At 55.3% G+C, this 24,485-nt stretch carries 24 protein-coding genes; 17 read left to right on the top strand and 7 right to left on the bottom strand.

Annotated features, from left to right (window positions below; translation table 11 throughout):
• Positions 1-21: 21 nt before the first annotated feature.
• Together ACUTSU_RS06495 and ACUTSU_RS06490 are read right to left on the bottom strand one after the other, a co-directional pair.
• Complete coding sequence (locus ACUTSU_RS06495; protein ID WP_445650021.1) at positions 22-1,446, bottom strand: heavy metal sensor histidine kinase; 1,425 nt, start codon at positions 1,444-1,446, stop codon at positions 22-24.
• A complete protein-coding gene (locus ACUTSU_RS06490; RefSeq protein ID WP_445650020.1) occupies positions 1,443-2,114 on the bottom strand; it encodes a heavy metal response regulator transcription factor in 672 nt (223 codons plus the stop codon). Before ACUTSU_RS06490 ends, ACUTSU_RS06495 begins: the two co-directional genes overlap by 4 nt.
• Positions 2,115-2,254: 140 nt before the next feature.
• On the opposite strand from ACUTSU_RS06490, the gene ACUTSU_RS06485 reads away from it, so the two are divergent.
• From ACUTSU_RS06485 to ACUTSU_RS06475, 3 genes are read left to right on the top strand one after another with little or no spacing between them, the layout of a single operon-like run.
• Positions 2,255-2,881 carry a hypothetical protein gene (locus ACUTSU_RS06485; protein WP_445650019.1) on the top strand — a complete coding sequence of 209 codons (627 nt, stop codon included), beginning with the start codon at positions 2,255-2,257 and terminating at the stop codon, positions 2,879-2,881.
• A gap of 14 nt (positions 2,882-2,895) precedes the next feature.
• Positions 2,896-3,501, top strand: a complete 606-nt coding sequence (locus ACUTSU_RS06480; RefSeq protein WP_445650244.1) for a cytochrome b/b6 domain-containing protein — start codon at positions 2,896-2,898, stop codon at positions 3,499-3,501.
• On the top strand, positions 3,494-4,261 hold the full coding sequence (locus ACUTSU_RS06475) for a molybdopterin-dependent oxidoreductase (protein ID WP_445650018.1): 768 nt from the start codon (positions 3,494-3,496) through the stop codon (positions 4,259-4,261). Before ACUTSU_RS06480 ends, ACUTSU_RS06475 begins: the two co-directional genes overlap by 8 nt.
• A 166-nt stretch (positions 4,262-4,427) precedes the next feature.
• On the opposite strand, the gene ygbI is transcribed toward ACUTSU_RS06475, so the two are convergent.
• Complete coding sequence (gene ygbI, locus ACUTSU_RS06470; protein WP_445650017.1) at positions 4,428-5,192, bottom strand: DNA-binding transcriptional repressor YgbI; 765 nt, start codon at positions 5,190-5,192, stop codon at positions 4,428-4,430.
• Positions 5,193-5,473: 281 nt separating this feature from the next.
• On the opposite strand from ygbI, the gene ltnD reads away from it, so the two are divergent.
• The 6 genes from ltnD (at position 5,474) to ACUTSU_RS06440 (ending at position 11,119) form a co-directional block, all read left to right on the top strand.
• The gene (gene ltnD, locus ACUTSU_RS06465) at positions 5,474-6,388 is read left to right on the top strand and encodes an L-threonate dehydrogenase (protein WP_445653917.1); all 915 of its coding nucleotides are present in this window, start codon (positions 5,474-5,476) and stop codon (positions 6,386-6,388) included.
• Positions 6,388-7,650, top strand: a complete 1,263-nt coding sequence (gene otnK, locus ACUTSU_RS06460) for a 3-oxo-tetronate kinase (RefSeq protein ID WP_445653916.1) — start codon at positions 6,388-6,390, stop codon at positions 7,648-7,650. The genes ltnD and otnK overlap by 1 nt, the downstream gene beginning before the upstream one ends.
• Positions 7,647-8,279 carry a 3-oxo-tetronate 4-phosphate decarboxylase gene (gene otnC, locus ACUTSU_RS06455; protein WP_445650014.1) on the top strand — a complete coding sequence of 211 codons (633 nt, stop codon included), beginning with the start codon at positions 7,647-7,649 and terminating at the stop codon, positions 8,277-8,279. The genes otnK and otnC overlap by 4 nt, the downstream gene beginning before the upstream one ends.
• Before the next feature lie 3 nt (positions 8,280-8,282).
• A complete protein-coding gene (locus ACUTSU_RS06450) occupies positions 8,283-9,059 on the top strand; it encodes an HPr family phosphocarrier protein (protein WP_445650013.1) in 777 nt (258 codons plus the stop codon).
• A 107-nt stretch (positions 9,060-9,166) separates the two neighbouring features.
• Entirely contained in the window at positions 9,167-10,537 is a 1,371-nt protein-coding gene (locus ACUTSU_RS06445) for a GntP family transporter (RefSeq protein ID WP_445653915.1), read from the top strand.
• A 51-nt stretch (positions 10,538-10,588) separates the two neighbouring features.
• On the top strand, positions 10,589-11,119 hold the full coding sequence (locus ACUTSU_RS06440) for a GNAT family N-acetyltransferase (protein ID WP_445650011.1): 531 nt from the start codon (positions 10,589-10,591) through the stop codon (positions 11,117-11,119).
• Here the strand turns inward: ACUTSU_RS06440 and ACUTSU_RS06435 are convergent.
• Positions 11,114-11,992, bottom strand: a complete 879-nt coding sequence (locus ACUTSU_RS06435) for a LysR family transcriptional regulator (RefSeq protein WP_445653914.1) — start codon at positions 11,990-11,992, stop codon at positions 11,114-11,116. The genes ACUTSU_RS06440 and ACUTSU_RS06435 overlap by 6 nt on opposite strands.
• A 93-nt stretch (positions 11,993-12,085) precedes the next feature.
• Between ACUTSU_RS06435 and ACUTSU_RS06430 the strand changes: the two genes are divergently transcribed.
• A complete protein-coding gene (locus tag ACUTSU_RS06430) occupies positions 12,086-13,069 on the top strand; it encodes a nitrilase family protein (RefSeq protein WP_445653913.1) in 984 nt (327 codons plus the stop codon).
• Between the two features lie 104 nt (positions 13,070-13,173).
• On the opposite strand, the gene ompX is transcribed toward ACUTSU_RS06430, so the two are convergent.
• On the bottom strand, positions 13,174-13,692 hold the full coding sequence (gene ompX / locus ACUTSU_RS06425) for an outer membrane protein OmpX (RefSeq protein WP_445650008.1): 519 nt from the start codon (positions 13,690-13,692) through the stop codon (positions 13,174-13,176).
• A 399-nt stretch (positions 13,693-14,091) separates the two neighbouring features.
• Between ompX and rhtA the strand changes: the two genes are divergently transcribed.
• The 7 genes from rhtA to glnQ all read left to right on the top strand — a co-directional run bounded on the left by rhtA (position 14,092) and on the right by glnQ (position 19,444).
• Positions 14,092-14,979, top strand: coding sequence for a threonine/homoserine exporter RhtA (gene rhtA / locus ACUTSU_RS06420; RefSeq protein ID WP_445650007.1), 888 nt, complete (start codon positions 14,092-14,094; stop codon positions 14,977-14,979).
• A gap of 145 nt (positions 14,980-15,124) precedes the next feature.
• Positions 15,125-15,592 (top strand): N-acetylneuraminate anomerase, encoded by a 468-nt coding sequence (gene nanQ, locus ACUTSU_RS06415; RefSeq protein ID WP_445650006.1) that lies wholly within the window; start codon positions 15,125-15,127, stop codon positions 15,590-15,592.
• A 343-nt stretch (positions 15,593-15,935) separates the two neighbouring features.
• Positions 15,936-16,439 carry a DNA starvation/stationary phase protection protein Dps gene (gene dps, locus ACUTSU_RS06410; RefSeq protein WP_012005914.1) on the top strand — a complete coding sequence of 168 codons (504 nt, stop codon included), beginning with the start codon at positions 15,936-15,938 and terminating at the stop codon, positions 16,437-16,439.
• Between the two features lie 161 nt (positions 16,440-16,600).
• On the top strand, positions 16,601-16,867 hold the full coding sequence (locus ACUTSU_RS06405; protein WP_445650005.1) for a DksA/TraR family C4-type zinc finger protein: 267 nt from the start codon (positions 16,601-16,603) through the stop codon (positions 16,865-16,867).
• 349 nt (positions 16,868-17,216) lie between these two features.
• Positions 17,217-17,960, top strand: a complete 744-nt coding sequence (gene glnH, locus ACUTSU_RS06400; protein WP_046374121.1) for a glutamine ABC transporter substrate-binding protein GlnH — start codon at positions 17,217-17,219, stop codon at positions 17,958-17,960.
• Between the two features lie 105 nt (positions 17,961-18,065).
• Entirely contained in the window at positions 18,066-18,725 is a 660-nt protein-coding gene (glnP, locus tag ACUTSU_RS06395) for a glutamine ABC transporter permease GlnP (protein WP_012005911.1), read from the top strand.
• Positions 18,722-19,444, top strand: coding sequence for a glutamine ABC transporter ATP-binding protein GlnQ (gene glnQ / locus ACUTSU_RS06390; protein WP_445650004.1), 723 nt, complete (start codon positions 18,722-18,724; stop codon positions 19,442-19,444). Before glnP ends, glnQ begins: the two co-directional genes overlap by 4 nt.
• A gap of 385 nt (positions 19,445-19,829) precedes the next feature.
• Here the strand turns inward: glnQ and ACUTSU_RS06385 are convergent, their stop codons facing one another.
• Complete coding sequence (locus ACUTSU_RS06385; protein ID WP_445650003.1) at positions 19,830-21,134, bottom strand: methyl-accepting chemotaxis protein; 1,305 nt, start codon at positions 21,132-21,134, stop codon at positions 19,830-19,832.
• 309 nt (positions 21,135-21,443) lie between these two features.
• Entirely contained in the window at positions 21,444-24,452 is a 3,009-nt protein-coding gene (locus ACUTSU_RS06380) for a DUF4214 domain-containing protein (protein WP_445653912.1), read from the bottom strand.
• Between the last annotated feature and the right edge of the window lie 33 nt (positions 24,453-24,485).

Here is a 24,485-nt window from a genome sequence, read left to right as displayed (position 1 = left end):
CATTGCGCAAACCACATTGAATTAATCGGAAGCGGGAAATATCAGGCTAAAGGTTATTCGAGCCGCCTTATCCTCATGCGCACATTCTGCGCGGGCCTTACCGCCGTGCAGCGTCATGATTGCGCGGACGATCGCCAACCCCAGACCGCTGGCATGGCTGCCGGCACTGCGGGCAGCATCGGCGCGGTAGAAACGGTCGAACAACTTATCAAGATGGGCCGGGGCAATAGCCGGCCCCTGATTAACCACCTGTACAACCACTTCGCCAGTCTGCTGATTGAGGGTTTGCAGCAATATCTGGCTGTTCTCATCGGCATAACGCACCGCATTGGCCACCAGATTGCTCAGTGCACGCTGGAACAGCATGGCATCCGCCAGCAATTGCCCTTCGCCCTGACAAACCAGCGTAATGCCGCGTTCTTCCGCCAGGCCTTCAAAATAATCCGCCACCCGTTGCAGCTCATGCGCCATATCAAGGCGACTGACGTTCAGCACCGCCTGCCCCTCGCCGGCACGCGCAAGGAACAGAATATTTTCTACCATGCGTGAAATACGTTCCAGTTCATCCATGTTGTTCGACAACAGGGTTTCATACTCTTCCACGCTGCGTGACTGATACAGCGCCACCTGACATTGCCCCATTAGCGCGCCCACCGGAGTGCGGATCTCGTGCGCCAGATCGGCGGAAAACTGCGTCAACCGTTGATAGCCTTCGTTCAGGCGATCGAGCATGGCATTAAACGAACGAGTCAGTTGCTGCAATTCCTTCGGCGCTCCCTGCTCGCTCAGGCGAGTCGACAGTGTATTCGGTGTGATCACCGCCGCCTGCGCCGCCATACGCCATAACGGCTGCAACCCACAACGCATCACCCAATACCCCAGCAATGCAATCAGCACAAACGCCATCGCCACCGCGGCCACAATTCGCCAAAGATAACGAGCCAGCATCTTCTGTTCATTGACCAACACATGTGCGGCCGAGATTTGCAGTAGGCGGCCGTCCTCCAGTTTGACCAACGCCGATACGGCCCGCAGTGGCACGCCCTGTGGCGTTTGCCCCCCCTGCACAGCACTCAAGCGCTGCGGCGTGCCAACCGGCGTCGGGACTATCGCCGGCAAACTCAACCTGGCCGGGTTAACGTTGATTAACGGTTTTTGCCCCGCTAGCTGAAAAATCAGTACGTCCTGTTCGTTACCCAGCATATTTTCGAACAGGCCGGTATTCGCCGTCAGCCGCTCGAGAGGAAAGCGCCGGCTCAGTAAGTGGCGAAAATACTCCACCCGTCCGGTGACCTGTAAATCGCTGCGGATAGTCATCTCCTCGCGCATCGCGCTATACAGGTACCATCCTGCGCTACTAACCACCAGTGCCGCCACCAGCGCAAACAGCATCGCACTGCGCAGCGTCAACGACAGCGCCCGCCAACATTGTGCCAAAGCCTTCATGAGCGCGGCTCGCAAACGTAGCCGATGCCGCGCACGCTGTGGATCAACTTGACGTCAAATGGCCGATCAATCTTGGCGCGTAGCCGCTTGATCGCCACATCCACCACGTTGGTATCGCTGTCAAAGTTCATATCCCAGACCTGCGAGGCGATCATGGTGCGTGACAACACCTCTCCTTCGCGGCGCACCAACAGATGCAGCAACATGAACTCTTTGTTGGTCAGCGGGATCACCTGTTCCTGCCGTACCGCTTTGCGGCGCAGGACGTCAAGCTGCAGATCGGCAATCGCATAGTGGTCGGCCTCACGTACCGTGCCGCGCCGCAATAGCGTGCGCAATCGCAACACCAGTTCAGTGAAGGAAAAAGGTTTGATCAGATAATCATCGGCCCCCAGCTCCAGGCCATGAATACGATCCTGCACCCCGTCGCGGGCGGTCAGAAACAGAATCGGCACGTCGCTTTTCTTGCGCAGTACCTCAATGATCTGCCAGCCATCCAGCCCTGGCAGCATCACGTCGAGCACAATGGCGTCGTAAGCATCCTCAAGCGCCCGAAACAGGCCGTCGGTGCCGTTACGCGCCAAATCGACGCTATACCCGGCCTCACTCAGCCCTTTCTTCAGGTAATCACCCGTGCTGATGTCGTCTTCAACTACCAATATCCGCATTGTCGCCACCTCATTACGCCAGCCGAAATATTAGCAGCTTCGGCAGACATGCTTGATGACATTAATGTCATTAAACGGACATGGTGCTGTCCCTGTTGTTCAACCATGCTTAACCGGCAACCTAAACAGAGGAGAACATTATGATTACCCGTCATCGTTTTGCCGGTTTACTGCTGTCCACCCTGATGCTGTGCAGCGGAGCCGCCGCTGCGGCTCAAACACCAGGGAAAGTGATTGCTCCACTGCGCGGCACTATTGATCAAGTGACCGACAGCAGCCTGCAGGTTACCGACCGTAAAGGGGAGAAGGTCAATGTCAAACTCAACGACCAGACAAAGGTGTTGAGCGTTTCAAAAGGTACGCTGGATGACATTAAACCGGACAGCTTTATCGGCACCGCCGCAGTACCCCAAGCGGACGGCAGCCTGAAAGCGCTGGAAGTCCACGTCTTCGCCGCCAGCCTGCGCGGCACCGGTGAGGGCCATTCGGCCTGGGAATCTGCCGACGGCAAGGTGGATACCATGACCAACGGCACCGTCGGTAAACTGGTTAAATCCAACGGCAGCACTCTGACCGTAACCTACGGCAACCAGCAGAAAACCGTTAACGTGCCGGAAGATGTGCCAATCGTGACGCTTGATCCCGGCGATCGCAGCCTGCTGAAACCCGGCGCGCACATCGTGTTGTTCTCCGCCACTGACGATAAGGGTGAACGCGTCGCCACCCGCATTTCTGCCGGCAAAGACGGCACCGTTCCGCCGATGTAACTCGGGAGCCAATGATGAAAACCAACGCGCCGCGACCGGTGCACCGCTGGCCGGTACGCCTTACCCATTGGATTAATCTGTTTGCCATGGTCTGCATGTTCATGAGCGGCTGGGAAATCTACAACGCCTCACCGCTGTTCGGCTTTCTCTTCCCGCCGCAGGTTACGCTCGGTGGTTGGCTGGGGGGCGCGATTGGTTGGCATCTGGCGGTCATGTGGCTGCTGGCAGGCAACGCGCTGTGCTATTTCCTGTGGAGCCTGTTCAGCGGCCATTTCCGGCGGGATCTGCTGCCGCTCACCGCCGGTATGTTACGGCGCGATATCTGGCAGGCGTTAACGCTGCGGCTAAAGCATCAGCACGGCCGTTATAACGCCATTCAAAAGCTAATGTACCTCGGCGTGCTGGTTCTCGGGCTGTTGCTGGTGCTCTCCGGGCTGGCAATCTGGAAACCTGTGCAGTTACAAGGGCTGGTAAGCCTGTTCGGTGGTTTTGACACCGCGCGTTACGTGCACTTTTTCGCTATGTCCGGCATTGGTTTATTTGTGGTGATCCACCTGTTGATGGTGATGATCGTGCCGCGCACGCTATGGGCAATGATTACAGGTGGCAAGCATGAGTGATAAAAAACAGCGCCCTGTGGCACTCACACTTGAGCCGGCGCAAAAGAAACAATTGGTGAATCTGCAGCGCCGCCTGATGCTGCGTTCCGGTCTGACATTGGGCGGTGTCGCTCTGCTGACCGGCTGCAACCTGCAGGACGGTGATCAGGTCGATAAAGTATTGTGGGCAATGTCACGCTGGAACGATCGGGTACAAGCCTGGCTGTTCAACGGTCAAAAGCTGGCACAGACCTATCGTCCGGATCAGATTACCGATCCCTTCCCGTTCAATGCGTTTTACCCCGCGTACAACGTGCCGGAATTGGATCTCGCCGGCTATCGGCTAGAAGTCTCCGGCAAGATAGAGAAAAAAGCGTCCTGGACGCTGGAACAGCTGCAGCACCTACCGCAGCAAAGCCAGATAACCCGCTTGATCTGTATCGAAGGCTGGAGCGCCATCGGCCAATGGGGCGGCGTGCCGCTGCGTAACTTCCTGCAGCACGTCGGGGCGGATCTGAACGCGCGCTATGTTGGCTTCAAATGCGCGGACCGTTATTACTCCAGCATCGACATGACCACCGCGCTGCATCCGCAGACCATTCTGGCGCTGGACTTCGGTGGCAAAGCGCTGCCGGCAGATTACGGTTACCCGCTAAGGCTGCGGGTACCCACCAAGCTGGGGTTCAAGAACGCCAAACATATCGCCGCTATTTTTGTCAGCGATACCAACCCCGGCGGCTACTGGGAAGATCAGGGCTATAACTGGTTCAGCGGTATTTAGTTTTCTGCGCAACACTGCGCAGGATCCCCGCTGATGGCTGGCTCGATGATCCACCGCGACCGCTCAGAAGAAATGCCATAATCCTCGGCAGTTGGCCAATAGCTTCATGGTAGGGGCGCTGCAGGCTGCGCCCTATCACATAATAATGAGTAACACTTTTAGCCACTCACTCTCCGGCCGTCATCAGCGTAATATTCGCCTGCAGGATCGCCTCGCGCGCGGCGGCGGGCAGGTTGTCATCGGTAATAATCGCATCAAATACCGTTATCGGCAGCGCCAGATAAGTGGCGATTTTACCGTATTTAGAAGTATCGCTGAGCAGAATGCAGCGGCGGCTGACATCCACAATGACTTTCTTGACCACCACCTTGTCTTCGTTCGGCGTCGACAACCCGCGCATCCCCCATGACGAAGCGGAAATAAACGCCAGATCGATAAACAGCCCGCGCAATGCCTGTGCTGCCGCTTCCCCCACGCAGGAGCGATTTTCACGGCAGACGGTACCGCCAGTGTGAATGATTTTGCACTGGCTGTGCTCAATCAGGTAACCCGCAATCACGAAATCATTGGTGACCACCGTCAGGTCATCGCGATCGCTAATGTGCCTGGCCAGCGCCAGCGTCGTGGTACCCGCATCCAGATAGATACAGCTGTCAGCGGGTATCTGCCGGGCAGCCAACTGCCCGATGGCCGCTTTCTGCTGGCTGTACATCCCTTCCTTGTCCTGATGCGAAGGCTCAATCGCCACCCGTTCTGCCGACTGCACGCCACCCGACACCGCCAGTACCGCGCCCTGCTCCTCGAGCTTTTGCAGATCGCGGCGAATGGTCATGTGCGACACCCCCAGCCGCTCGGTCAATTCTGCAATGCTGACCACTCCGCGTTCTGATACCAGCGCTAAGATTTGTTGATGGCGTTCTACAGGTATCACGGTTCCCTCTCTTTACCGCAGTGATAATAATTGTGATTTTACGTCAATTTTCGCTCGGCGAAAGCCTGCTGTTTTCAGGCCGTGAAGTTGCACATGTTATCTGTGATTTAATTTTAATATTTTAAAACAAACAGATAGAAAAGAATTCATATTATTGGCTGATGTGAGCCTCATCCATTCACTGTTAATAATTGTGACAAAGATCGCTGATGACACACCACAAAGCGCTTATATTTAACACAACAAAACAAATTATAACTAAAGTTAACATGAGGTGCAGTATGACACAGCCAGCGGATTTTGCAGTTTGCATCGTAGGATTAGGTTCGATGGGCATGGGAGCGGCAAAGTCGTGCATTAATGCGGGGCTGACAACCTACGGCGTCGACCTTAACCCGCAGGCGCTGACCACCTTGCAACAGGCCGGAGCAAAACAGGCTGCCACCTGCGCGGATGACTTTGCAGCCGAGCTGGATGCCTTGCTGCTACTGGTGGTCAACGCTGCCCAAGTGAAACAGATCCTGTTTGGCGATAACGGCCTGGCCGCGAAGCTGAAACCGAATACGCCGGTGATGGTGTCTTCCACCATTTCTGCGGCCGATGCCAAACAGATCGAACAGCAGTTGCTGGCCCTAGGCCTTAACATGTTGGACGCCCCGGTTTCCGGTGGTGCAGCCAAAGCTGCCGAAGGCCAGATGACGGTGATGGCCTCCGGTGCCGCATCCACTTTCCGGCAGTTGCAACCGGTGCTGGACGCTATTGCCGGTAAGGTCTACCGCATTGGCGAAGAGATTGGTCTGGGAGCTACGGTGAAAATCATCCACCAACTGCTGGCCGGGGTACATATCGCCGCCGGGGCCGAGGCCATGGCGCTGGCCGCCCGCACCGGCATCCCGCTGGACGTTATGTACGACGTGGTCACCCACGCCGCCGGTAACTCATGGATGTTCGAAAACCGCATGAGCCACGTGGTCGACGGTGACTATACGCCTAAATCGGCGGTTGATATCTTCGTGAAGGATCTGGGGTTGGTGGCGGACACCGCCAAAGCGCTGCATTTCCCGCTGCCGCTGGCCTCCACCGCCTTCAATATGTTCACCGCCGCCAGCAATGCCGGTTTCGGCAAAGAGGACGACAGTGCGGTGATCAAGATCTTCGCCGGTATCGACCTGCCGCAAAAGAAGGAGAACGCATAATGCTGCTCGGCGTCATTGCAGATGATTTTACCGGAGCCACCGATATTGCCAGCTTTCTGGTAGAAAACGGCCTGCCGACGGTGCAGTTGAACGGCGTGCCACAGGATGACCTGCCGATCGAAGCGCAGGCGGTGGTTATCAGTCTGAAGTCACGCTCCTGCCCGGTGGCGCAGGCCATTGAGCAGTCGTTGCAGGCACTGGCCTGGCTACAACGCCAGGGTTGCCAGCAATTTTACTTCAAATATTGTTCGACCTTCGACAGCACCGCGCGGGGCAATATCGGCCCGGTGACCGACGCCCTGCTTGATGCGCTGGGCGAAAGCCAGACGGTGATTTCACCCGCGTTGCCGGTGAATGGCCGCACTGTATATCAGGGCTATCTGTTCGTGTCGGATCAGTTGTTGGCAGAATCCGGCATGCGCCACCACCCGGTAACGCCAATGACCGACAGTAACCTGCTACGGCTGATGGAAACACAGGCTCAGGGACGCTGTGGGCTGGTGAACGCCACAGAAATGGATCGCGGCGCCGGGGCGGTGACTGAAAAACTGCGGCAATTGGCACATCAGGGCATGCGTTATGCCGTGCTCGATACGCTGAATGAACAGCATTTGCTGACCCAGGGTGCGGCGCTGAAAGAGATGAAGCTGGTGACCGGTGGCTCCGGCCTGGCGATGGGTCTGGCACGCCAATGGGCGCAGCCGGGGCAAGGCAGCCCACAGGCCGCTGGAGCGCCGCAAGGAGTAAAAGCCGTGGTTTTGTCCGGTTCCTGTTCCACTATGACTAATCAACAAGTGGCACGTTATCGTCAACAGGCCGCCGCTATGGCGGTCGACGTGGTGCGTTGCCTGGACGACGCCGAGCGCACGGCCTATATCACTGAACTGGCCGACTGGGTGCAACAGCAGGCAAGTGCCCCGCTGGCCCCGCTGCTGTACGCCACCGCAGAGCCGGAAAAACTGCAGCAGGTGCAACAGCAGTATGGTATGGCCGCCGCCAGCCAGGCGGTAGAGTCTCTGTTCGCCGGGGTGGTCAAACAGCTCCAGCAGCGGGGGTTCAGCCGCTTTATCGTCGCCGGTGGCGAAACCTCCGGCGTGGTCACACAGGCTCTGGGTATTCGCGGCTTCCACATTGGCCCCTGCATTTCTCCCGGCGTGCCCTGGGTGCGTGCCATCGATAAGTCTATTTCACTGGCCCTGAAATCGGGCAATTTTGGCGACGAGAACTTTTTCGCCCGGGCGCAAACGGAGTTCCCTCTATGACACTGACCACTGAACAGCAGGCGCGTGAAGAAATGGTGCGTTTGGGGGCCTCGTTCTTTCAGCGTGGCTACGCCACCGGGTCTGCCGGTAATCTTTCGCTGTTATTGACGGATGGCATGCTACTGGCCACCCCCACCGGATCCTGTCTGGGTGAACTGCAGGCCGATCGGTTGTCGAAAGTCAGCCTGAGCGGCGAATGGTTGTCCGGGGATAAACCCTCAAAAGAGATCAGTTTCCACCGCGCGCTGTATCTGAACAACCCGGAATGCAAAGCGGTGGTGCACCTGCACTGTACCTATCTCACCGCCCTGTCCTGCCTGCAGGGGTTAGACGTGGAGAATGCCATCAAACCCTTCACCCCTTATGTGGTGATGCGGGTCGGCAAGGTGCCGGTGGTGCCTTACTATCGCCCCGGTGACTTGCGACTGGCGGAGGATCTGGCCAGGCTGGCACCGACACACCGTGCTTTTTTGCTGGCCAATCACGGACCTGTGGTCACAGGTAAGAGTCTGCGTGCGGCGGCGGACAACACCGAAGAGATGGAGGATGCGGCGAAGCTGATTTTCACCCTCGGCGAACGCCCGATTCGTTATTTGACCGATGATGAGATTGCCGAGCTACGGAGCTGAATCATGCCTAAATTTGCTGCCAATTTATCGATGATGTTTACCGAACTGCCGTTCCTGGAGCGGTTCGAAGCCGCGGCTACCGAAGGGTTCACCGCAGTGGAGTTCCTGTTCCCCTATGACTATCCGGCCGAGTTGCTGGCGGAAAAGCTTCGCCGCCACGGCCTGCAGCAGGTGCTGTTTAATACCGCCCCCGGTAATGCCGATGCCGGGGAATGGGGCCTGGCGGCGGTACCTGGCCGCGAACAGGCCGCGCGTGCCGATATCGACAGAGCTCTGGCCTACGCCATCGCGCTGAACTGCCCCAGCGTACACGTCATGGCCGGTGTGGTTCCACCCGGAGAAGATTGGCAACGCTACCGCGAGACCTTTATCGACAATATCCGCTACGCCGCCGACAGCTTCGCCCAACACGGCATCAAGGTACTGATCGAAGCGCTCAGCCCGCAGGTAAAACCCAACTATCTGTTCTCCAGCCAGCATCAGGCAGCAAAACTGGTCGAAGCCGTCGATCGCCCAAATGTGTTTATCCAGTTCGATTTTTTCCATGCACAGTTGGTCGACGGCAATATCAGCGGTCTGATGGCCGCACTGGCCGGGCGCTATGCCCATATTCAGATAGCTTCAGTACCAGAACGCCATGAACCGGACGACGGCGAACTGAATTATTCGTGGCTGTTCGCCCAACTGGACCGCCTCGGTTATACCGGCTGGATTGGCTGCGAGTACAAACCGCGTGGCGATACCCGAGCCGGACTGGGTTGGATAAGGACTTATCGGTAACAGGCCGCTCCTCCGTACCTGCACAGCAACCCTATAAAAATTAAACGCACCCGTATCGCCAGCTGGCGATCGCGGTGCCTGACTCTTACCCGATTAAAGGCTATCCCATGTCGACTTCCCTGCTTTTGATAATTGCCGCATTAGGCGTAGTACTGCTTCTGCTGATGGTGATCAAGGCCAAGATCCAGCCATTTGTCGCCCTGCTGGTGGTTAGCCTGCTGGTGGCGCTGGCCAGCGGTATTCCGACCGGCGAGGTGATGAAAGTGATGACCGCCGGAATGGGCGGCGTGCTGGGCTCGGTAACCATTATTATCGGTCTGGGCGCGATGCTCGGCAGGATGATCGAGCATTCCGGCGGGGCCGAGTCGCTGGCCCAGCGTTTTAGTCAGGCTTTAGGGCCAAAACGTACCATCGCCGCGCTAACCATCGCCGCGTTTATTCTCGGTATTCCGGTGTTCTTCGACGTCGGCTTTATCATTCTGGCACCGATCATCTACGGCTTTGCCAAAGTGGCCAAAGTTTCCCCGCTGAAATTCGGCCTGCCGATGGCCGGCGTGATGCTGACGGTGCACGTCGCGCTGCCGCCACACCCTGGCCCGGTGGCTGCTGCCGGGTTACTCAGTGCCGATATCGGCTGGCTGACCATTATCGGCCTGGCTATCTGCATTCCGGTCGGTGTTATCGGCTACTTCGCGGCCAAATGGCTGAACCGTAAGCCCTACCCGTTATCGGTTGAAGTGCTGGAACAGTTGCAGTTGGCGGCCCCCGAGCCCGCCCCGACAGGCAAAGCGCCGTTAAGCGATCGCATCAACCCGCCGGGTGCCGGACTGGTGGCCGCGCTGATCGTCATCCCTATCGCGATCATCATGCTGGGTACCGTTTCCGCCACCCTGCTTGAGCCAGGCTCGGTACTGCGTGACACTTTATCGTTGATAGGTTCCCCTGCGGTAGCGCTGATGATCGCTCTGCTGTTGGCGTTCTATTTCCTGGCCATTCGCCGTGGCTGGAGCCTGCAACACACCAGCGACGTCATGGGCGGTGCGCTGCCCACTGCTGCGGTGGTGATTCTGGTGACCGGTGCCGGTGGCGTGTTCGGCAAAGTGCTGGTGGAGTCTGGCGTGGGTAAGGCATTGGCGGAGGTTCTGACCACCATTGGCCTGCCGTTGATCCCGGCGGCATTTATTATCTCGCTGGCTCTGCGTGCCTCACAGGGGTCCGCCACCGTAGCGATCCTGACGACCGGAGGGTTACTGTCGGAAGCGGTCAGCGGACTGAACCATTTACAGTTGGTGCTGGTCACCCTCGCCACCTGCTTCGGCGGGCTGGGGCTATCGCACGTGAATGATTCCGGCTTCTGGATCGTCACCAAATATCTCGGTCTTTCAGTAGCTGATGGGTTGAAAACCTGGACGGTGCTGACCACTATCCTCGGCCTGAGCGGTTTCCTGTTCACCTGGTTGCTGTGGCTGGCGGTGTAATTTCTCTGGCATACTGCACAGACCGCCTTTGGTTCTGTGCAGGAAAAAATAATGCCCCTTATTACCGCCGCACCGCAGTTGCTTACCGAACGTTTACGCCTGGATGCCCATACGCTGGACGATTTTGACGCCTTGGCTGCCATGTGGGCCGATCCTCAAGTGGTACGTTATATCGGCGGCACGCCTAGAGATCGGGAAGACTCCTGGGGTCGGCTAATGCGTTACGTCGGTCACTGGGCGCTATTAGGTTATGGCTACTGGGCGGTGCGCGATAAAGTCAGCGGCGATTACCTCGGCGGCATCGGCTTTTCTGACTTCCAGCGGCATATCACCCCGGCGCTCGACGCCCCGGAAATGGGCTGGACGCTAGTGACATCGGCGCAGGGCAAAGGCTATGCCACCGAAGCATTGCGGGCGGCCCTGGCCTGGGGGAAAGACCATTTACCAGGCGATAAGGCGGTCTGTATTATTTCGCCGGATAATCAAGCTTCCGTGGCCCTGGCGAAAAAAGTCGGTTTTAGTGAAAGCCACCGCAGCGAGTACCATCAGAACCCGATACTGGTGATGCACTGCCCGCTATAAACTCGCCGTTGCCGTGGCCTGAGCAACCTGAATAAAATTATCCCGCAGCGCATCAGGCTGCTGCGGGTTCCAGGCAATGCCGACCTGCCACTCAGTCTGTTCACCGCTCAGCGGCAGAATATCGATGCCCACCGGAATAATATGGCTGACGCTGTGCGGCAACAGGGCAACGCCAATACCGGCGGCAACCAGCGCCAACAGCGTCTGGATGTCCCCCGCCTGCTGCACCACATTGGGCGTCAGTTGATGGGCAGCAATAAAACGCAGCGACTGTTCGCTCAGACCGCGTCCGCGTTTTGGCGTCAGTTGCAACAGCGGCAGGGTGTTGAATTGCCTGATGATCGTTTCCGCCTTCAGCGCCAACGCAGCGGGTGCCGCCAGCACCAACCGATCGCTCAGCAGTACGGTAGCTCGCAACGGCGTGCTGACCGGCAGGCGCACGAATCCCACCTGCAACTCTCCTTGCAACAACATTTGATACTGCCGCTCTGAAGGCAAATCCTCCAGCCCCACGGCAACCTCAGGAAAACGCTGGCGGAAGGCGGCAACCAATTGCGGAGCCAGGTGAAAACTGGACAGCCCGAACCCGATAGCCAATCGCCCCGCTTCACCTTGCACGATCTTCAAAGCACGCTGTTGAAACTGCACATGCTGACCGACCAGTGCCTGCGCCTCGGGATAGAGTCGCTGTCCGCTGGCGGTGGGCTGCGCCCCCTGGCGGCCACGGTTAAATAACCGGGAACCCAGCAGCGCTTCCAGTGCCTGGATCTGTTTGCTCAGCGCCGGCTGGGTAATACACAGCCGTTCTGCCGCCAGGCGATAATTACCCTGTTCGGCCAGCACCACAAAGGCGCGCAGTTGTCGAATATCCATTCCGTTTGGTTATCAAATAAAGAATTTAATTGATTATACAGTAATCAATAGCTTTGCTGTAATCAACGCCAGACAACGACCAAAGGTAATCCCATGACAAACTCTCTGCGCGCCGCGACGGTGCAATTCCAGCATCGCGCCAACGATAAAAATTACAACCTGTCGGTGATCGAGGGCTTTATCGCTCGCGCCGCCGCCGAAAAAATCCAGGTGCTGACCTTCCCGGAAATGTGCATTACCGGCTATTGGCACGTGCGACACCTCAGCGCCGGCGAAATTGGCGCATTGGCGGAGCCGATTGCCACCAGCCCTTCGCTGGCGCGTATTCGTCCGTTGGCGGAGCGCTATAACATGGCGATCGGTGTCGGGCTTATCGAACAGGGCGAAGACGGTAAATATTACAATGCCTACGCGGTTTGCCTGCCCGATGGCAAGCTTCACGTCCACCGAAAACTCCACGCTTTTGAACACCCGGCGATAGCCAGCGGCGACAGTTTTACCGTATTCGACACTCCATGGGGAGTCAGGATGGGAGTATTGATCTGCTGGGACAATAACCTGGTGGAGAACGTGCGGGCGACCGCTTTGCTGGGGGCAGAAGTCCTGCTGGCCCCACATCAAACGGGCGGCACCCATTCCCGCAGCCCGCACGGTATGAAGCCAATCCCGTTGGAAGTCTGGCAACAACGGCAGACAAATCCGGCGGCGATAGAAGCAGTGTTTCGGGGCGAGCATGGTCGCGGCTGGCTACTGCGCTGGTTACCGGCTCGCGCTCATGACAATGGCCTGTTTGTTCTGTTCAGCAATGGTGTGGGCTGCGATGACGACGAAGTTCGCACCGGCAATGCGATGATCCTCGACCCCTATGGCCGTATTTTGGCGGAAACCTGGGCGGCGGAGAATCGGATGGTCACAGCCGAACTGAATCTGTCGCTGATCCCGCTCAGTACCGGGCGCCGCTGGATCCACGGCCGTCGGCCCGCGCTGTACGGTATTCTTACCCAGCCACAGGGCTACGAGCGGGATGCCCGCAGCGCACGCTTTTCGTCAGAGCCGGTGCAAAAACTGGGCAAGTAGTCACCCGCGCCGAATGACAGGCAAAAAAAATCCGCCCGAGGGCGGATTTTTATCTGATGCGGCCAACTGCGCCACACGCTCACACCCGTAGGCGTGGAGAAATCTTAGAAACGGTAGCCTACGCCAACGCTCCAGATGCCAACGTCAACGCTGCGGATACGGCTCTGCTCGTAACCCACATCCAGAGCTACGTCCTGGATTGGGTTGAACTGCAGGCCAGCACCGTAGGTGAAGCCGTAGTCGCTGTTGCCGTTACGGTCGGTACCGTTCTGAGCATTGTCGATGTTTTTGCCGTAGCCAACACCGATCACACCGTAGATGCTTGCCCAGTCGTTGAAGCGGTAAGCTGGACCGGCAGTGATAGAGTTGTACTGAGATTTACCGTAGTAACCGTTCTCAGAAGCGTTCTTTTCCACGTGGGTAAAGGAACCGATCACACCCAGTGGGTTGTTGTCGAACTCGTAACGGTACTTCAGGTTGAAACCGTCGGCTTTGTTGGCAACGCCTTGGAGATCACCCTGCGCATAGCCTGCGGATACGGTGCTCTGGCCAGCGAATGCGGTACCTGCGGTTACTGCTAATACACAGGCTGCTACTGCGGAAAGACATGCAATTTTTTTCATAACCACCTCAAACGCGTTATATTTTTAAGTAAATCCATTTGTTCATGCATTGAAAATATAACAAAAATTAGCGTGAAACTCTGCCTTAAAATGAGTGTCTAATGCTTTATATCGTGTAACATTAGATTTCAAGAACAGTGTATCTTCTTCTTTTCGCTCTATTTTCGAACCGTATTCTACGCGTTTCTGTGACAATAATCACCTATTTAAAATCCAGATGATTCTTAAAAAAAAGCGCACTTTTTGAACATAAAACCCAGCCGGCCATGCTAAATCTGACGTTTTTCTCCGTTGCGAACGCTTTTCTCAGACACATTTACCTCATTTCATTTACACTGCCATCATCCGAATTTCGACGGTCTTCCCAGGTAGTGGGAACCCCATAAAAGGCTCTTAAGGATGTCCTCGTCTGCAACCGCTAAAGCGTCTTCCACGCTGGTGCCTGTCTGTTTGCTAATTATTGCCATGGTGTCGATTCAAACCGGCGCCTCACTGGCCAAAAGCCTGTTCCCGCTGGTCGGCGCTGAAGGCATCACCACGCTGCGCCTGAGTATCGGCACGCTGATCCTGTTTATTATCTTCCGCCCATGGCGCATGCGTTTCGCCGCCGGCAGCCGTCTGCCACTATTTATCTACGGCCTGACGCTGGGCGCGATGAATTACCTGTTCTATCTTTCTTTGCGCACCCTGCCGCTGGGCATCGCCGTCGCCCTGGAATTCACCGGGCCACTGGCGGTCGCCATGTTCTCGTCACGCCGCCCGATTGACTTTCTATGGGTCGCATTGGCGATTGCCGGATTATGGTTCCTGTTGCCACTGGGTCATGACATGGGCAGTATCGATCCCGTGGGTGCGGCCTGTGCGTTGGGTGCCGGTGCCTGCTGGGCGGTCTATATTATCTGCGGGCAAAAAGCAGGTGGTGACCACGGCCCCGGCACCGTAGCGGTCGGTTCGCTGATCGCCGCCGTGGTGTTCTGCCCGATTGGTGCCTGGCAAACCGGCAGCGCGCTGCTGAACATCGACATCCTGCCCATTGCACTGGCAGTAGCCATTTTGTCTACGGCGCTACCCTATTCCCTGGAAATTATCGCACTGCCGAAAATTCCGGCGCGTACCTTCGGCACCCTGATGAGCCTGGAGCCGGCACTGGCGGCGCTGTCCGGCATGTTGTTCCTTAATGAACATCTGACAACGGTGCAATGGCTGGCACTGGCAGCGATCATCGCAGCCTCCATGGGCGCCACTCTGACCATCAGGCCAAAACCACAAATCGAAAAACTGTCCTGAAGATCGGCTTCGCCTGCATTTGCCAAAAGCGGAATGCAAGCGGGTTAACTGTTTTCACACTGGCAAACAGGCATACTTTTCCGCGCAATATCCCCCACGTTTTATGGAACCGAACCCGGCAGGGTTCAACACATGGAGAATTAAAGTGATCTATAACACTCTGTTTAACCCACGCTACGGCCGTGGGCTGTCACCGATACTGAATGAAACCCTCACCGCCCTTCGTCAATACGATCTGCCCGAGCTGGCACTGGGGCGGCATGAGATTGACGGTGAAAAGATTTTTATGGACGTGATGATGCTAACCACCGGACCGACGGAAACCCGGCGCGCAAAGCTGCATCAGGAATATGCCGAAATACATCTGTTGATCAGCGGCGAAGAACGTATTGATTACGGCATGCTGGGTGACTGGCAAAGCGAATTGCCCTATGACGAGGTCCGCGATCTGCAACTGTTGGACATCATCCGTCATCGCCAGACGCTGACGATGTTCCCCGGCATGTATGCCATATTTTTCCCTCATGAACCACATCAGGTCGGATGCCAGTTGAGTGCACCGATGCTGATCAAAAAAGCGGTGGTTAAAATGCATTACACCCTGTTGCAGTGACCGGCGAGCCGGTCGAGATGGCCGGTTTTCTCGCCGCTCTATTGATAACTGCAATGATGGGGTTTAAATTTTAAAAACAGATTCATCTGAATAAAATACAAGCAAACAGAGTGATAAATTGCGTTTTTAAATTATTAAACACGCAATAAATATAAAAAATCAATAAAAACAAAATTTTAAATAAAAAAAATTACAAACGTTAAGCCACCCTTATTATTCCTCACTTTCAATTCGTTACTCCCTATTTATCCGATAGCCATTTTCGACCTAAAAAAATTCATATCATTACTATAATTACTCCCGTACCAAAATAGGGCTACGCCACAACAAGAGGAGATCTGATATGAGTACCGCTAAACTGGTGAAAACGAAATCTTCTGAACTGCTTTACACCCGCAATGACATGGACGAAAAAACCAAGCTGGACGCCATCAAGGCGCTGAACCGCCAGGTTATCCAGTTTATCGACCTGTCACTGATCACCAAACAGGCCCACTGGAACATGCGCGGCGCCAACTTTATTGCCGTTCATGAAATGCTGGACGGGTTCCGTACGGCCATCATCGATCATCAGGATACTTTTGCTGAACGCATCGTACAGTTGGGCGGCGTTGCCTTGGGCACCGTGCAGGTTGTGAACGACAAGACCCCGCTGAAAAGCTATCCGACCAATATCCACAGCGTGCAGGAACATCTGAAAGCGCTGGCCGATCGTTACGGTGCCGTGGCCAATGACATTCGCAAGGCCATCACTGAAGTGGCGGATGAAGATACCGCGGATATGTTCACCGCCGCATCCCGCGATCTGGACAAGTTCCTGTGGTTTATCGAGTCCAACATCGAATAAAACCGATAGTACCGATAAAAACGGCCCGCATCGCGGGACTCGGCAGGGCTGCGGGCTTTCGCCCGCGGCCTGCTTTTCTTTTTACGCAGCTTGAATTGCTCAAAAAACCGCCCATAGTAGATAAAACAGGCAATGGGCAGCATCACAAAAGTGAGGTGACTATGGCAAGCGGATGGGCGGCGGAAGGCGCCGTGCAGGATCAAATCGACTCCACCGTAGATGACGCCGTACAGCGTGCCAGACAGGCGCTGGGCCGGGGTGAAAGCGAACATTATTGCCAGGAATGCGGAGAAGAAATTCCTTTAGCCCGCCGGCAAGCGCTAAAAGGCGTGCGCTATTGTCTGGCCTGCCAAACCGGGCTGGATAAAAAACAGGCGGCGAGCAGCTTATATAACCGCCGCGGCAGCAAAGACAGCCAATTGCGTTGAGCTGATAGATGCCCGGCATCCGCCTAAACTGAACACTCCTGCACCAAATGCAACAGCCTCGCGGCACAAAAGTTAGATTTAGGTATCAGTATTGAAGCGAAATGGTTAACTATCGGTTGTTTCAGCGCCATTATTTGGTTAATGATAGACCCCTGCACCAACAGGCGACCATAAGCACCATTTTGGGGCCTCAATTTGGTGCAAAAAAATAATAATTCGATCTTCAAGCACAACATCACAGCATAACTCTTTGTTTTTATAGCAGTTGAAAACATGGCACGATTTTTTCATGGCACCAACTGCAATATAAAAAATGGGTAATCCGCAACCTGTACAGGAAATTCCTCTCATGAAGTCAATTTTTAAAGTCTCCCTGGCCGCCCTTTCGCTGGCCTTTGCCGTAAGCTCCCACGCAGCAGACAAACTGGTTGTCGCCACCGACACCGCATTCGTGCCTTTTGAGTTCAAACAAGGCGATAAATACGTTGGCTTCGATATTGACCTGTGGGCCGCCATCGCCAAAGAACTGAAACTGGATTACACCCTGAAGCCAATGGACTTCAGCGGCATCATTCCGGCACTGCAAACCAAAAATATCGATCTGGCGCTAGCCGGTATCACCATTACCGAAGAACGTAAAAAAGCCATCGAATTCTCCGACGGCTACTACAAAAGCGGCCTGCTGGTGATGGTGAATGCCAACGACAACAGCATCAAGGGCATTGACGATCTGAACGGTAAAGTGGTGGCAGTGAAGAGCGGCACCGGTTCCGTTGATTACGCCAAACAACACATCAAAACCAAAGACCTGCGTCAGTTCCCGAACATCGATAACGCCTACATGGAACTGGGCACCAAGCGCGCCGACGCAGTACTGCACGACACGCCAAACATCCTGTACTTCATCAAAACGGCCGGTGCAGGCAAATTCAAAACCGTCGGTGATTCTCTGGAAGCTCAGCAATACGGCATCGCCTTCCCGAAAGGCAGTGACGAGCTGCGCGTAAAGGTCAATGGCGCGCTGAAAACGCTGCGCGACAACGGCACCTATAACGAAATCTACAAAAAATGGTTCGGTACCGAACCTAAATAACGGATGAAGTCAGCCACTGATTCACTTGAGCACAGGGGTGGTGTCTTAGCCCCTGCGCTTTGTTGTATCTGATTCCCACCTTTGGGAACACCGGGAGAAAACACCATGCAGTTCGACTGGAGCGCCATCTGGCCCGCCATCCCCATCCTGTTAGAAGGCGCCAAAATGACCCTGTGGATTTCGGTCCTCGGTCTGATTGGCGGCCTGATCATTGGCCTGGTTGCCGGCTTTGCCCGTACCTACGGCGGTTGGATTGCCAACCACGTAGCTCTGGTATTCATTGAAGTTATCCGCGGTACGCCAATCGTGGTGCAGGTGATGTTTATCTACTTCGCCCTGCCGATGGCGTTCAGCGATTTACGCATCGATCCTTTCAGTGCGGCGGTAGTCACCATTATGATCAACTCCGGGGCCTATATTGCGGAAATTACCCGTGGTGCCGTGCTGTCGATTCATAGCGGCTTCCGCGAGGCCGGCCTGGCATTGGGCCTGTCACGCCGTGAGACCATCCGTTATGTCATTATGCCGCTGGCGCTGCGCCGCATGCTGCCGCCGCTGGGTAACCAGTGGATCATCAGCATTAAAGACACCTCGCTGTTTATCGTGATCGGCGTGGCGGAACTGACCCGTCAGGGCCAGGAGATTATTGCCGGTAACTTCCGCGCGCTGGAAATCTGGAGCGCCGTGGCAGTTATTTATCTGATTATTACCCTGGTGCTGAGCTTCGTGCTGCGTCGTCTGGAAAGAAGGATGAAAATCCTGTGATTGAATTTAAAAACGTCTCCAAGCACTTTGGGCAAACCCAGGTGCTGCATAACATCGACCTGAAAATTAACCAGGGTGAAGTGGTGGTGATTATCGGGCCTTCCGGCTCCGGCAAATCTACGCTGCTGCGCTGTATCAACAAGCTCGAAGAGATCACCAGCGGCGATCTGATCGTCGACGGTCTGAAAGCTAACGATCCCAAGGTTGACGATCGGGTGATCCGTCAAGAAGCCGGTATGGTGTTCCAACAGTTTTATCTGTTCCCACATCTGACCGCATTGGAAAACGTCGCCTTTGGCCCTATTCGCGTACGTGGGCTGAAAAAGTCGGATGCGGAAAAGCTGGCTCGTGACCTGCTGGCCAAAGTTGGCCTGGCGGAGCGTGCTCACCACTATCCTTCAGAGCTTTCTGGTGGCCAGCAGCAGCGCGTGGCTATTGCCCGCGCGTTGGCAGTGAAGCCGAAAATGATGCTGTTCGATGAGCCTACCTCGGCGCTTGACCCGGAACTGCGCCATGAAGTGCTGAAGGTAATGCAGGATCTGGCGGAAGAAGGTATGACCATGGTGATCGTCACCCACGAAGTCGGCTTTGCCGAAAAAGTGGCGTCACGGCTGATCTTTATTGATAAGGGACGGATTGCGGAAGATGGCAACCCTCACGAGTTGATCAACAACCCGCCAAGCCCACGTTTGAAAGAGTTCCTGCAGCACGTTTCCTGATTTATCCTGTTCAGCGGCGGACGCACTCAGCGCCGCCGTTTCTATTTAGCACGCGTTCCCACTCCCCGCCTCGCATCATTTTCTAATTTATTTATTGTTTTTATTAAAATTTTTCTTTAATCCGCCGATTTACAGAGCCCCAAAAGAGGCTAAATGCCCGCAACCGCATGCTCCCGGTTAGGTTCTCATCTGCGAGAACGCTGGTTTCCCTTGTTACTGCTGCTGCTCGCCTGCACAGTTTCCCCATTGGCGATGGCGCAATCCGCGCTGATCGGCCACCTAAGACAGGCAGCTTTCTTATGCTCCTGGCCCAGCCCCCCCGGCAGCAAAATGAGTTGAGAGAAAATAGCGCTAACCCTGGCCATCGGGATTAGCGCCAGCGGCCTCAGTGCAGCGCTTCTGGCTGCTTTACCGAGGCAAATGTCTGCATCAGTTTCACCACATCCTGCATGCCCACATTCACCTGATTGATCACCTCACCGGCGTCCTGCGTCAGGGCAACGCCACCGCCCGCTTGCTCCACGCAGACCGCCATTCCGGCAATCGCTGCCGCCACGCCCTGTTGAATCGCTTTGGTAATCCGTTCGATTTCCGTCGCCGCCAGGCGGGACTGCTCCGCCAGGGTGCGCACTTCGTTGGCGACCACGGCAAAACCGCGCCCGTGCTCCCCCGCATGGGCGGCCTCAATAGAAGCATTGATTGCCAGCAAATTGGTTTGCGAGGCAATTTTGCGGATCGCCTCCACCATGGTGCCAATTTGCTGTGACCCATTGCCCAATTCGCTGACCACGGCAGAAGTATCGCGCGCAGCCGTTTCCACCTGCTGCATGCCCGCCACCGCCTGCTGCACGATCGCCGCTCCTTGCGCAGCGGTTCTGTCGGTATCCAGAGAAAGGTGATGCGCGTTGCGAACCATCTCTTCCTCGTGCTGCTGCTGGATCATCAACCGGGTAATGTCCTGAGCGATTTTTACTACCTTCACCAACCGTCCTTCCTCGTCAAGGATCGGGTTATAGCTGGCCTCCAGCCAAACTCGATCACCGCGTCGGTTCACACGTTCGAAACGTCCGGTAATAAACTCGCCGCGTGCCAAACGCTGCCAGTGTTGGCGGTAATCGTCAGAGGCGGCAAATTCTGGCGTGCAGAGCACCGCATGCGACTGCCCGCACGCCTCCTCCAGCCGATAACCCATCAAATTCAACATATTGTCATTAGCGTCAAGGATCTTTCCCTGTGCGTTGAAAGTGATCATCGCCATGGATCGATTTAACGCTGCCAATAAACTCTGATGTTCCTGCGCCTGGGTAATGCGTTCGGTCACCACGCTGGCGATCTTGACGATCTCCATCACCCGCCCCTGCCTGTTCAATACCGGAGTGTAGGTCCCCTGTAGCCATACCACTTCCCCATCTTTGCGAATGCGCTTGATATTATCGGTAATCGATTTGCCCTGATTTAACCTATCCCAGTGCTGGCGGTAGGTCACACTCTGCGCATATTTCGGCTCGCAAAAAATACGGTGATGTTGGCCGACCACTTCCTGGCGTTGGAATCCCATAGTTTGCAGAAATAAATCATTGGCGCGCAGCACGGTGCCATCGGGCTTAAATACAATCATGACAATGGCATTTTCTATCGCGTTCAATTCCTCACGGCTGTGGGTATTTAACTGACTGAATCGTAACAGCATAGGGTAAAAATCCTTCTGGCAGATGATTTAGCGAACACATATTTTTATTTTTCTGCACGCCGCGCCCACACGCAGGCGCGCATCAACCAGAGAAACGGGCAGCCCTTATTCTCTAGACAGATAACGCTAACCGGGATAAATATATCAATTTAGCAAAGTGACTATTATTTTTTAAATAAATCAGAATTTTTATTAGTGATAACCATATTGAGAATAACGCAACTTGAAGAAATTGAAAGAAAAACGCAAAGTATTATTGGCACCGGTTAAATAACCGGCGCCAATGGACATTAATGCGACAACCAAAATTCAGGCGACCAATAATTCCTCCGTCGCTGCCGTAGCGGTGATCGTGACCTCCGGCGGGATATAGCGCAGCTCACTAAGCAGCATCTGGTGATCCTGGCCCAACAGCAAGATCACGCTGTCAGCAGCATCCAGCCGGTGATCGTCGTTATTGTCGATAATAATATAACTGCTGTTTTGATCAGCCAATACGCTGCTCACCCCCACCTTGGCGCTGAGAGCCCCCGGTTTGCCCAGATCCAGCAGTGCCGCCAGCAGTTGGCTGGCACTCCCCATCTGTTCATCCCCCAGCATACCAATCCGGGCTTCGATATTTTGGCCATCGCTGGTGCCGTAATCTGCTAATGAACGACCTCCGGCATCATGGGATAAGCGCACGCCAGACAAAACGTCAGTAATGCTGTCCTGTTGCAGTGAAAAACCCTTGAGGGTGACGCCGGAAGCCGCAGTACTTGATTGCAAGGTTACGCTATTGTGCCCAGCACCTGCGATTAACGTGGTATCTCCCGTGATGTTGAACTGGTCATTGCCGCCCCCACCTTTGACAAACAGTTGCTCACCCACCAGTCCCAATTCTGCCAATAACGGATCCAATTTGGCCTGGCTGCCACCACTAAGCGGCAGTAAGTCCAGCATCTGGATCAGCGTACCGTTTCCGCTGCCGCCATGGGCCGAATTCAGGGTGAACGCGTTACCGGCAAAGGCTGAAGCGTCAATCAACCCCACATTGTGGTATCCCTCCTCCAGCGTCAGGTTAAAGTTCGCTTGCCCCGAAAGTACAATGTCGTGCACCTGGTCATTGCTACCGGTCAACGTCAGTGCACTGCGCCCCCAACCCGCGGCATTGATGGCAATCAGCTCCAGCGGATTTTCACTGCCGTGAGAACCCAGCGCCAAAGACCCGGCGTTTCCGCTGCCGGAAAATAACAGATCGACGCGGTGAGTGGCATTCGCCAGAAAATCGATTTCGAGCCGGCTGTCGGCCTGATCGCCCACGCTGCTTATTTCAAGCCGTGCAGCATCCGCATTGGCGTTAATCACTTTGACGTTATCCGCCCGACCGGAAAGCAACAGCCCCCCGCTACCCAGATCGTTCGCAGCCCGATCCTGGACGACATAACCCCCCAGGATGCCCTCCACCGTCGCATGGCCATTTAGTACGCCGTAATCAAAAACATGCGCTTCAGTCAGCAGTTTTTCTGTCTTAATCCCACTCCAACCGATCTTATTCAGTGTCGCTTCAGCCTGGCCGATATAACCGGCCAGATCGAGTTGTTCAAAATGGCTGAAGTTGGCAGCGTTGCTGCTCACCGTGCTGACGCGCATTCCCCAGAGATCGAGTGTAGAAGTGAGTTTGACGATCAGATTAGCCGACAGGATGTCCATGCCCGCACCACCGTCGGCTAGCAGCGCCCAACCGACATGATTGGCCCCCCCGGTAGCATTCCCGGCCCATAACAGGCTGTCATTGCCCTCACTGAGATTAAAATTCCCGCTGGCGGCAGCCACATCGGCCAACGCCGTTAACTGTACCTGATCGCTACCGTAGGTACCGTCGAGAGTGACGTTGGCGTTATTGACGGTCACCGCCACGCCATATTTAACGTTCGGGTTATGGTGCAACTGAATGGCCGCAGCCCCCTCCCCATTGATAGTCAAATAGGAAAGCTGGGAGGCATAGCTCAGATCCACAGAGACATCCCTATCTGCATTGAGGAAAACCCGGAACAGGACAGCAGTTTCCGCATTGCTCAGCGAGTGCCCGACATGGGTGTTTACCGTCCCGTAAGCATTTCCACCCTCTTCGCTGGTGCCAAGCGAAGCCGTGGTTTTATAGGCCAGGCTTTGGCCAATCTCACGGGCAAACGCCCATTGCTCACTCTGAGTCACTCCGCCAGTGACGTCGTTAGTCAGCAGATCCTCAACGACCGCCTGCGTAATCAATCCCTTGTCGTCGCCCAATGCCCGATAATGCGCCAGTTGTTGCTCATCCGCGGCTCTGCCATGAACGGCCTGATACACGTATTGAATAAAAGCATCCCCCTGCAAATCACCGATCTGCCCCTGAAACTCGGGGGTTGCCAACAGGGCAGCGACCAACTCAGGATAACTCAGGGTGCCGGAGGCCAGGGTTTTGCTCCAGGTATCCAGTGAAGCGGCATCAATACTCCGTTCAGGAATAGCGCGAAACAGCGCTGCCACTTGTTCCAAATAAACCGTGGCAGGCAGCTCCCCCGATGGGTATTGATAGCCTGCATCATTGAAATGCTGCTGCGCAGCTTGATCTTCCGGTGCCACTTCGCCACGTAATTGCTCAATCATGGCAACCAGCAGATCGCCACGCGTCGCCCCTTCCGCCAGTCGATGTTGATAATCGGTCAGTTCAGCCGCCGTTGGCGGACGCTCGAAACCCTGTTCGAACAACTGCAAAATAAAGTCGCTGTCCGAAAGATTATTGATTGGCAACGTCTCTATTTTTTCCTGTGCCAGAACGCCCAGATCGCCCCCCTGATTAAGCTGGCGGCCATATGAATTGATTTCGTCAGCCAGCCAAGAGGCTTTCAGTAGGTAAAACATGGCTATCGCATCACCGGCCCCTCCGACAGCATCATCGGCAACGGACGGGAACAGCCCCTCGGCAATCCTTTGATCCAATGCGTCACGCTGCGCGAGGATAACCGGATCGTCCCCCAGATAATTGAAAAGGCTGATGACCACACTGGCGATCGCGCTATTGAAATGGCCCTGCATAAGCAGCTCGTTGATATAATCCGGATCGGGGTAGGCGTTATAAACCGAAAGGTACACTGAGGTGAGAATATCGTATTCGCTCTGGCCGTTCATCCAGTCGGCATCAGGCTGACTCATTAAAATACTGGCCATATAAGCCGGTGGCTGACTGCTGATATCAAACTGACTGTCGTAATAGTCAATTTCAGAAACCGTCGGCAGACGTCCAAAAATCCCGATGATCAGAGCGCCGACTTCTTGTTGAGTAGATAAAGGAATCATAATAACTCCCACTAATGTGTCGAATGAAAGATA

Source organism: Serratia sp. NA_13 (assembly GCF_052691735.1).
The sequence above is the reverse complement of the archived record's forward strand: the minus strand, read 5'-3'. Positions and strand labels throughout refer to the sequence as shown.

What these genes read in the sequence shown, in the direction of transcription:
- ACUTSU_RS06495 (WP_445650021.1), bottom strand. Translation starts at nt 1,446, where the DNA reads ATGAAGGCTTTGGCACAATGTTGGCGGGCGCTGTCGTTGACGCTGCGC.
- ACUTSU_RS06490 (WP_445650020.1), bottom strand. Translation starts at nt 2,114, where the DNA reads ATGCGGATATTGGTAGTTGAAGACGACATCAGCACGGGTGATTACCTG.
- ACUTSU_RS06485 (WP_445650019.1), top strand. Translation starts at nt 2,255, where the DNA reads ATGATTACCCGTCATCGTTTTGCCGGTTTACTGCTGTCCACCCTGATG.
- ACUTSU_RS06480 (WP_445650244.1), top strand. Translation starts at nt 2,896, where the DNA reads ATGAAAACCAACGCGCCGCGACCGGTGCACCGCTGGCCGGTACGCCTT.
- ACUTSU_RS06475 (WP_445650018.1), top strand. Translation starts at nt 3,494, where the DNA reads ATGAGTGATAAAAAACAGCGCCCTGTGGCACTCACACTTGAGCCGGCG.
- ltnD (WP_445653917.1), top strand. Translation starts at nt 5,474, where the DNA reads ATGACACAGCCAGCGGATTTTGCAGTTTGCATCGTAGGATTAGGTTCG.
- otnK (WP_445653916.1), top strand. Translation starts at nt 6,388, where the DNA reads ATGCTGCTCGGCGTCATTGCAGATGATTTTACCGGAGCCACCGATATT.
- otnC (WP_445650014.1), top strand. Translation starts at nt 7,647, where the DNA reads ATGACACTGACCACTGAACAGCAGGCGCGTGAAGAAATGGTGCGTTTG.
- ACUTSU_RS06450 (WP_445650013.1), top strand. Translation starts at nt 8,283, where the DNA reads ATGCCTAAATTTGCTGCCAATTTATCGATGATGTTTACCGAACTGCCG.
- ACUTSU_RS06445 (WP_445653915.1), top strand. Translation starts at nt 9,167, where the DNA reads ATGTCGACTTCCCTGCTTTTGATAATTGCCGCATTAGGCGTAGTACTG.
- ACUTSU_RS06440 (WP_445650011.1), top strand. Translation starts at nt 10,589, where the DNA reads ATGCCCCTTATTACCGCCGCACCGCAGTTGCTTACCGAACGTTTACGC.
- ACUTSU_RS06435 (WP_445653914.1), bottom strand. Translation starts at nt 11,992, where the DNA reads ATGGATATTCGACAACTGCGCGCCTTTGTGGTGCTGGCCGAACAGGGT.
- ACUTSU_RS06430 (WP_445653913.1), top strand. Translation starts at nt 12,086, where the DNA reads ATGACAAACTCTCTGCGCGCCGCGACGGTGCAATTCCAGCATCGCGCC.
- ompX (WP_445650008.1), bottom strand. Translation starts at nt 13,692, where the DNA reads ATGAAAAAAATTGCATGTCTTTCCGCAGTAGCAGCCTGTGTATTAGCA.
- rhtA (WP_445650007.1), top strand. Translation starts at nt 14,092, where the DNA reads ATGTCCTCGTCTGCAACCGCTAAAGCGTCTTCCACGCTGGTGCCTGTC.
- dps (WP_012005914.1), top strand. Translation starts at nt 15,936, where the DNA reads ATGAGTACCGCTAAACTGGTGAAAACGAAATCTTCTGAACTGCTTTAC.
- ACUTSU_RS06405 (WP_445650005.1), top strand. Translation starts at nt 16,601, where the DNA reads ATGGCAAGCGGATGGGCGGCGGAAGGCGCCGTGCAGGATCAAATCGAC.
- glnH (WP_046374121.1), top strand. Translation starts at nt 17,217, where the DNA reads ATGAAGTCAATTTTTAAAGTCTCCCTGGCCGCCCTTTCGCTGGCCTTT.
- glnP (WP_012005911.1), top strand. Translation starts at nt 18,066, where the DNA reads ATGCAGTTCGACTGGAGCGCCATCTGGCCCGCCATCCCCATCCTGTTA.
- ACUTSU_RS06385 (WP_445650003.1), bottom strand. Translation starts at nt 21,134, where the DNA reads ATGCTGTTACGATTCAGTCAGTTAAATACCCACAGCCGTGAGGAATTG.
- ACUTSU_RS06380 (WP_445653912.1), bottom strand. Translation starts at nt 24,452, where the DNA reads ATGATTCCTTTATCTACTCAACAAGAAGTCGGCGCTCTGATCATCGGG.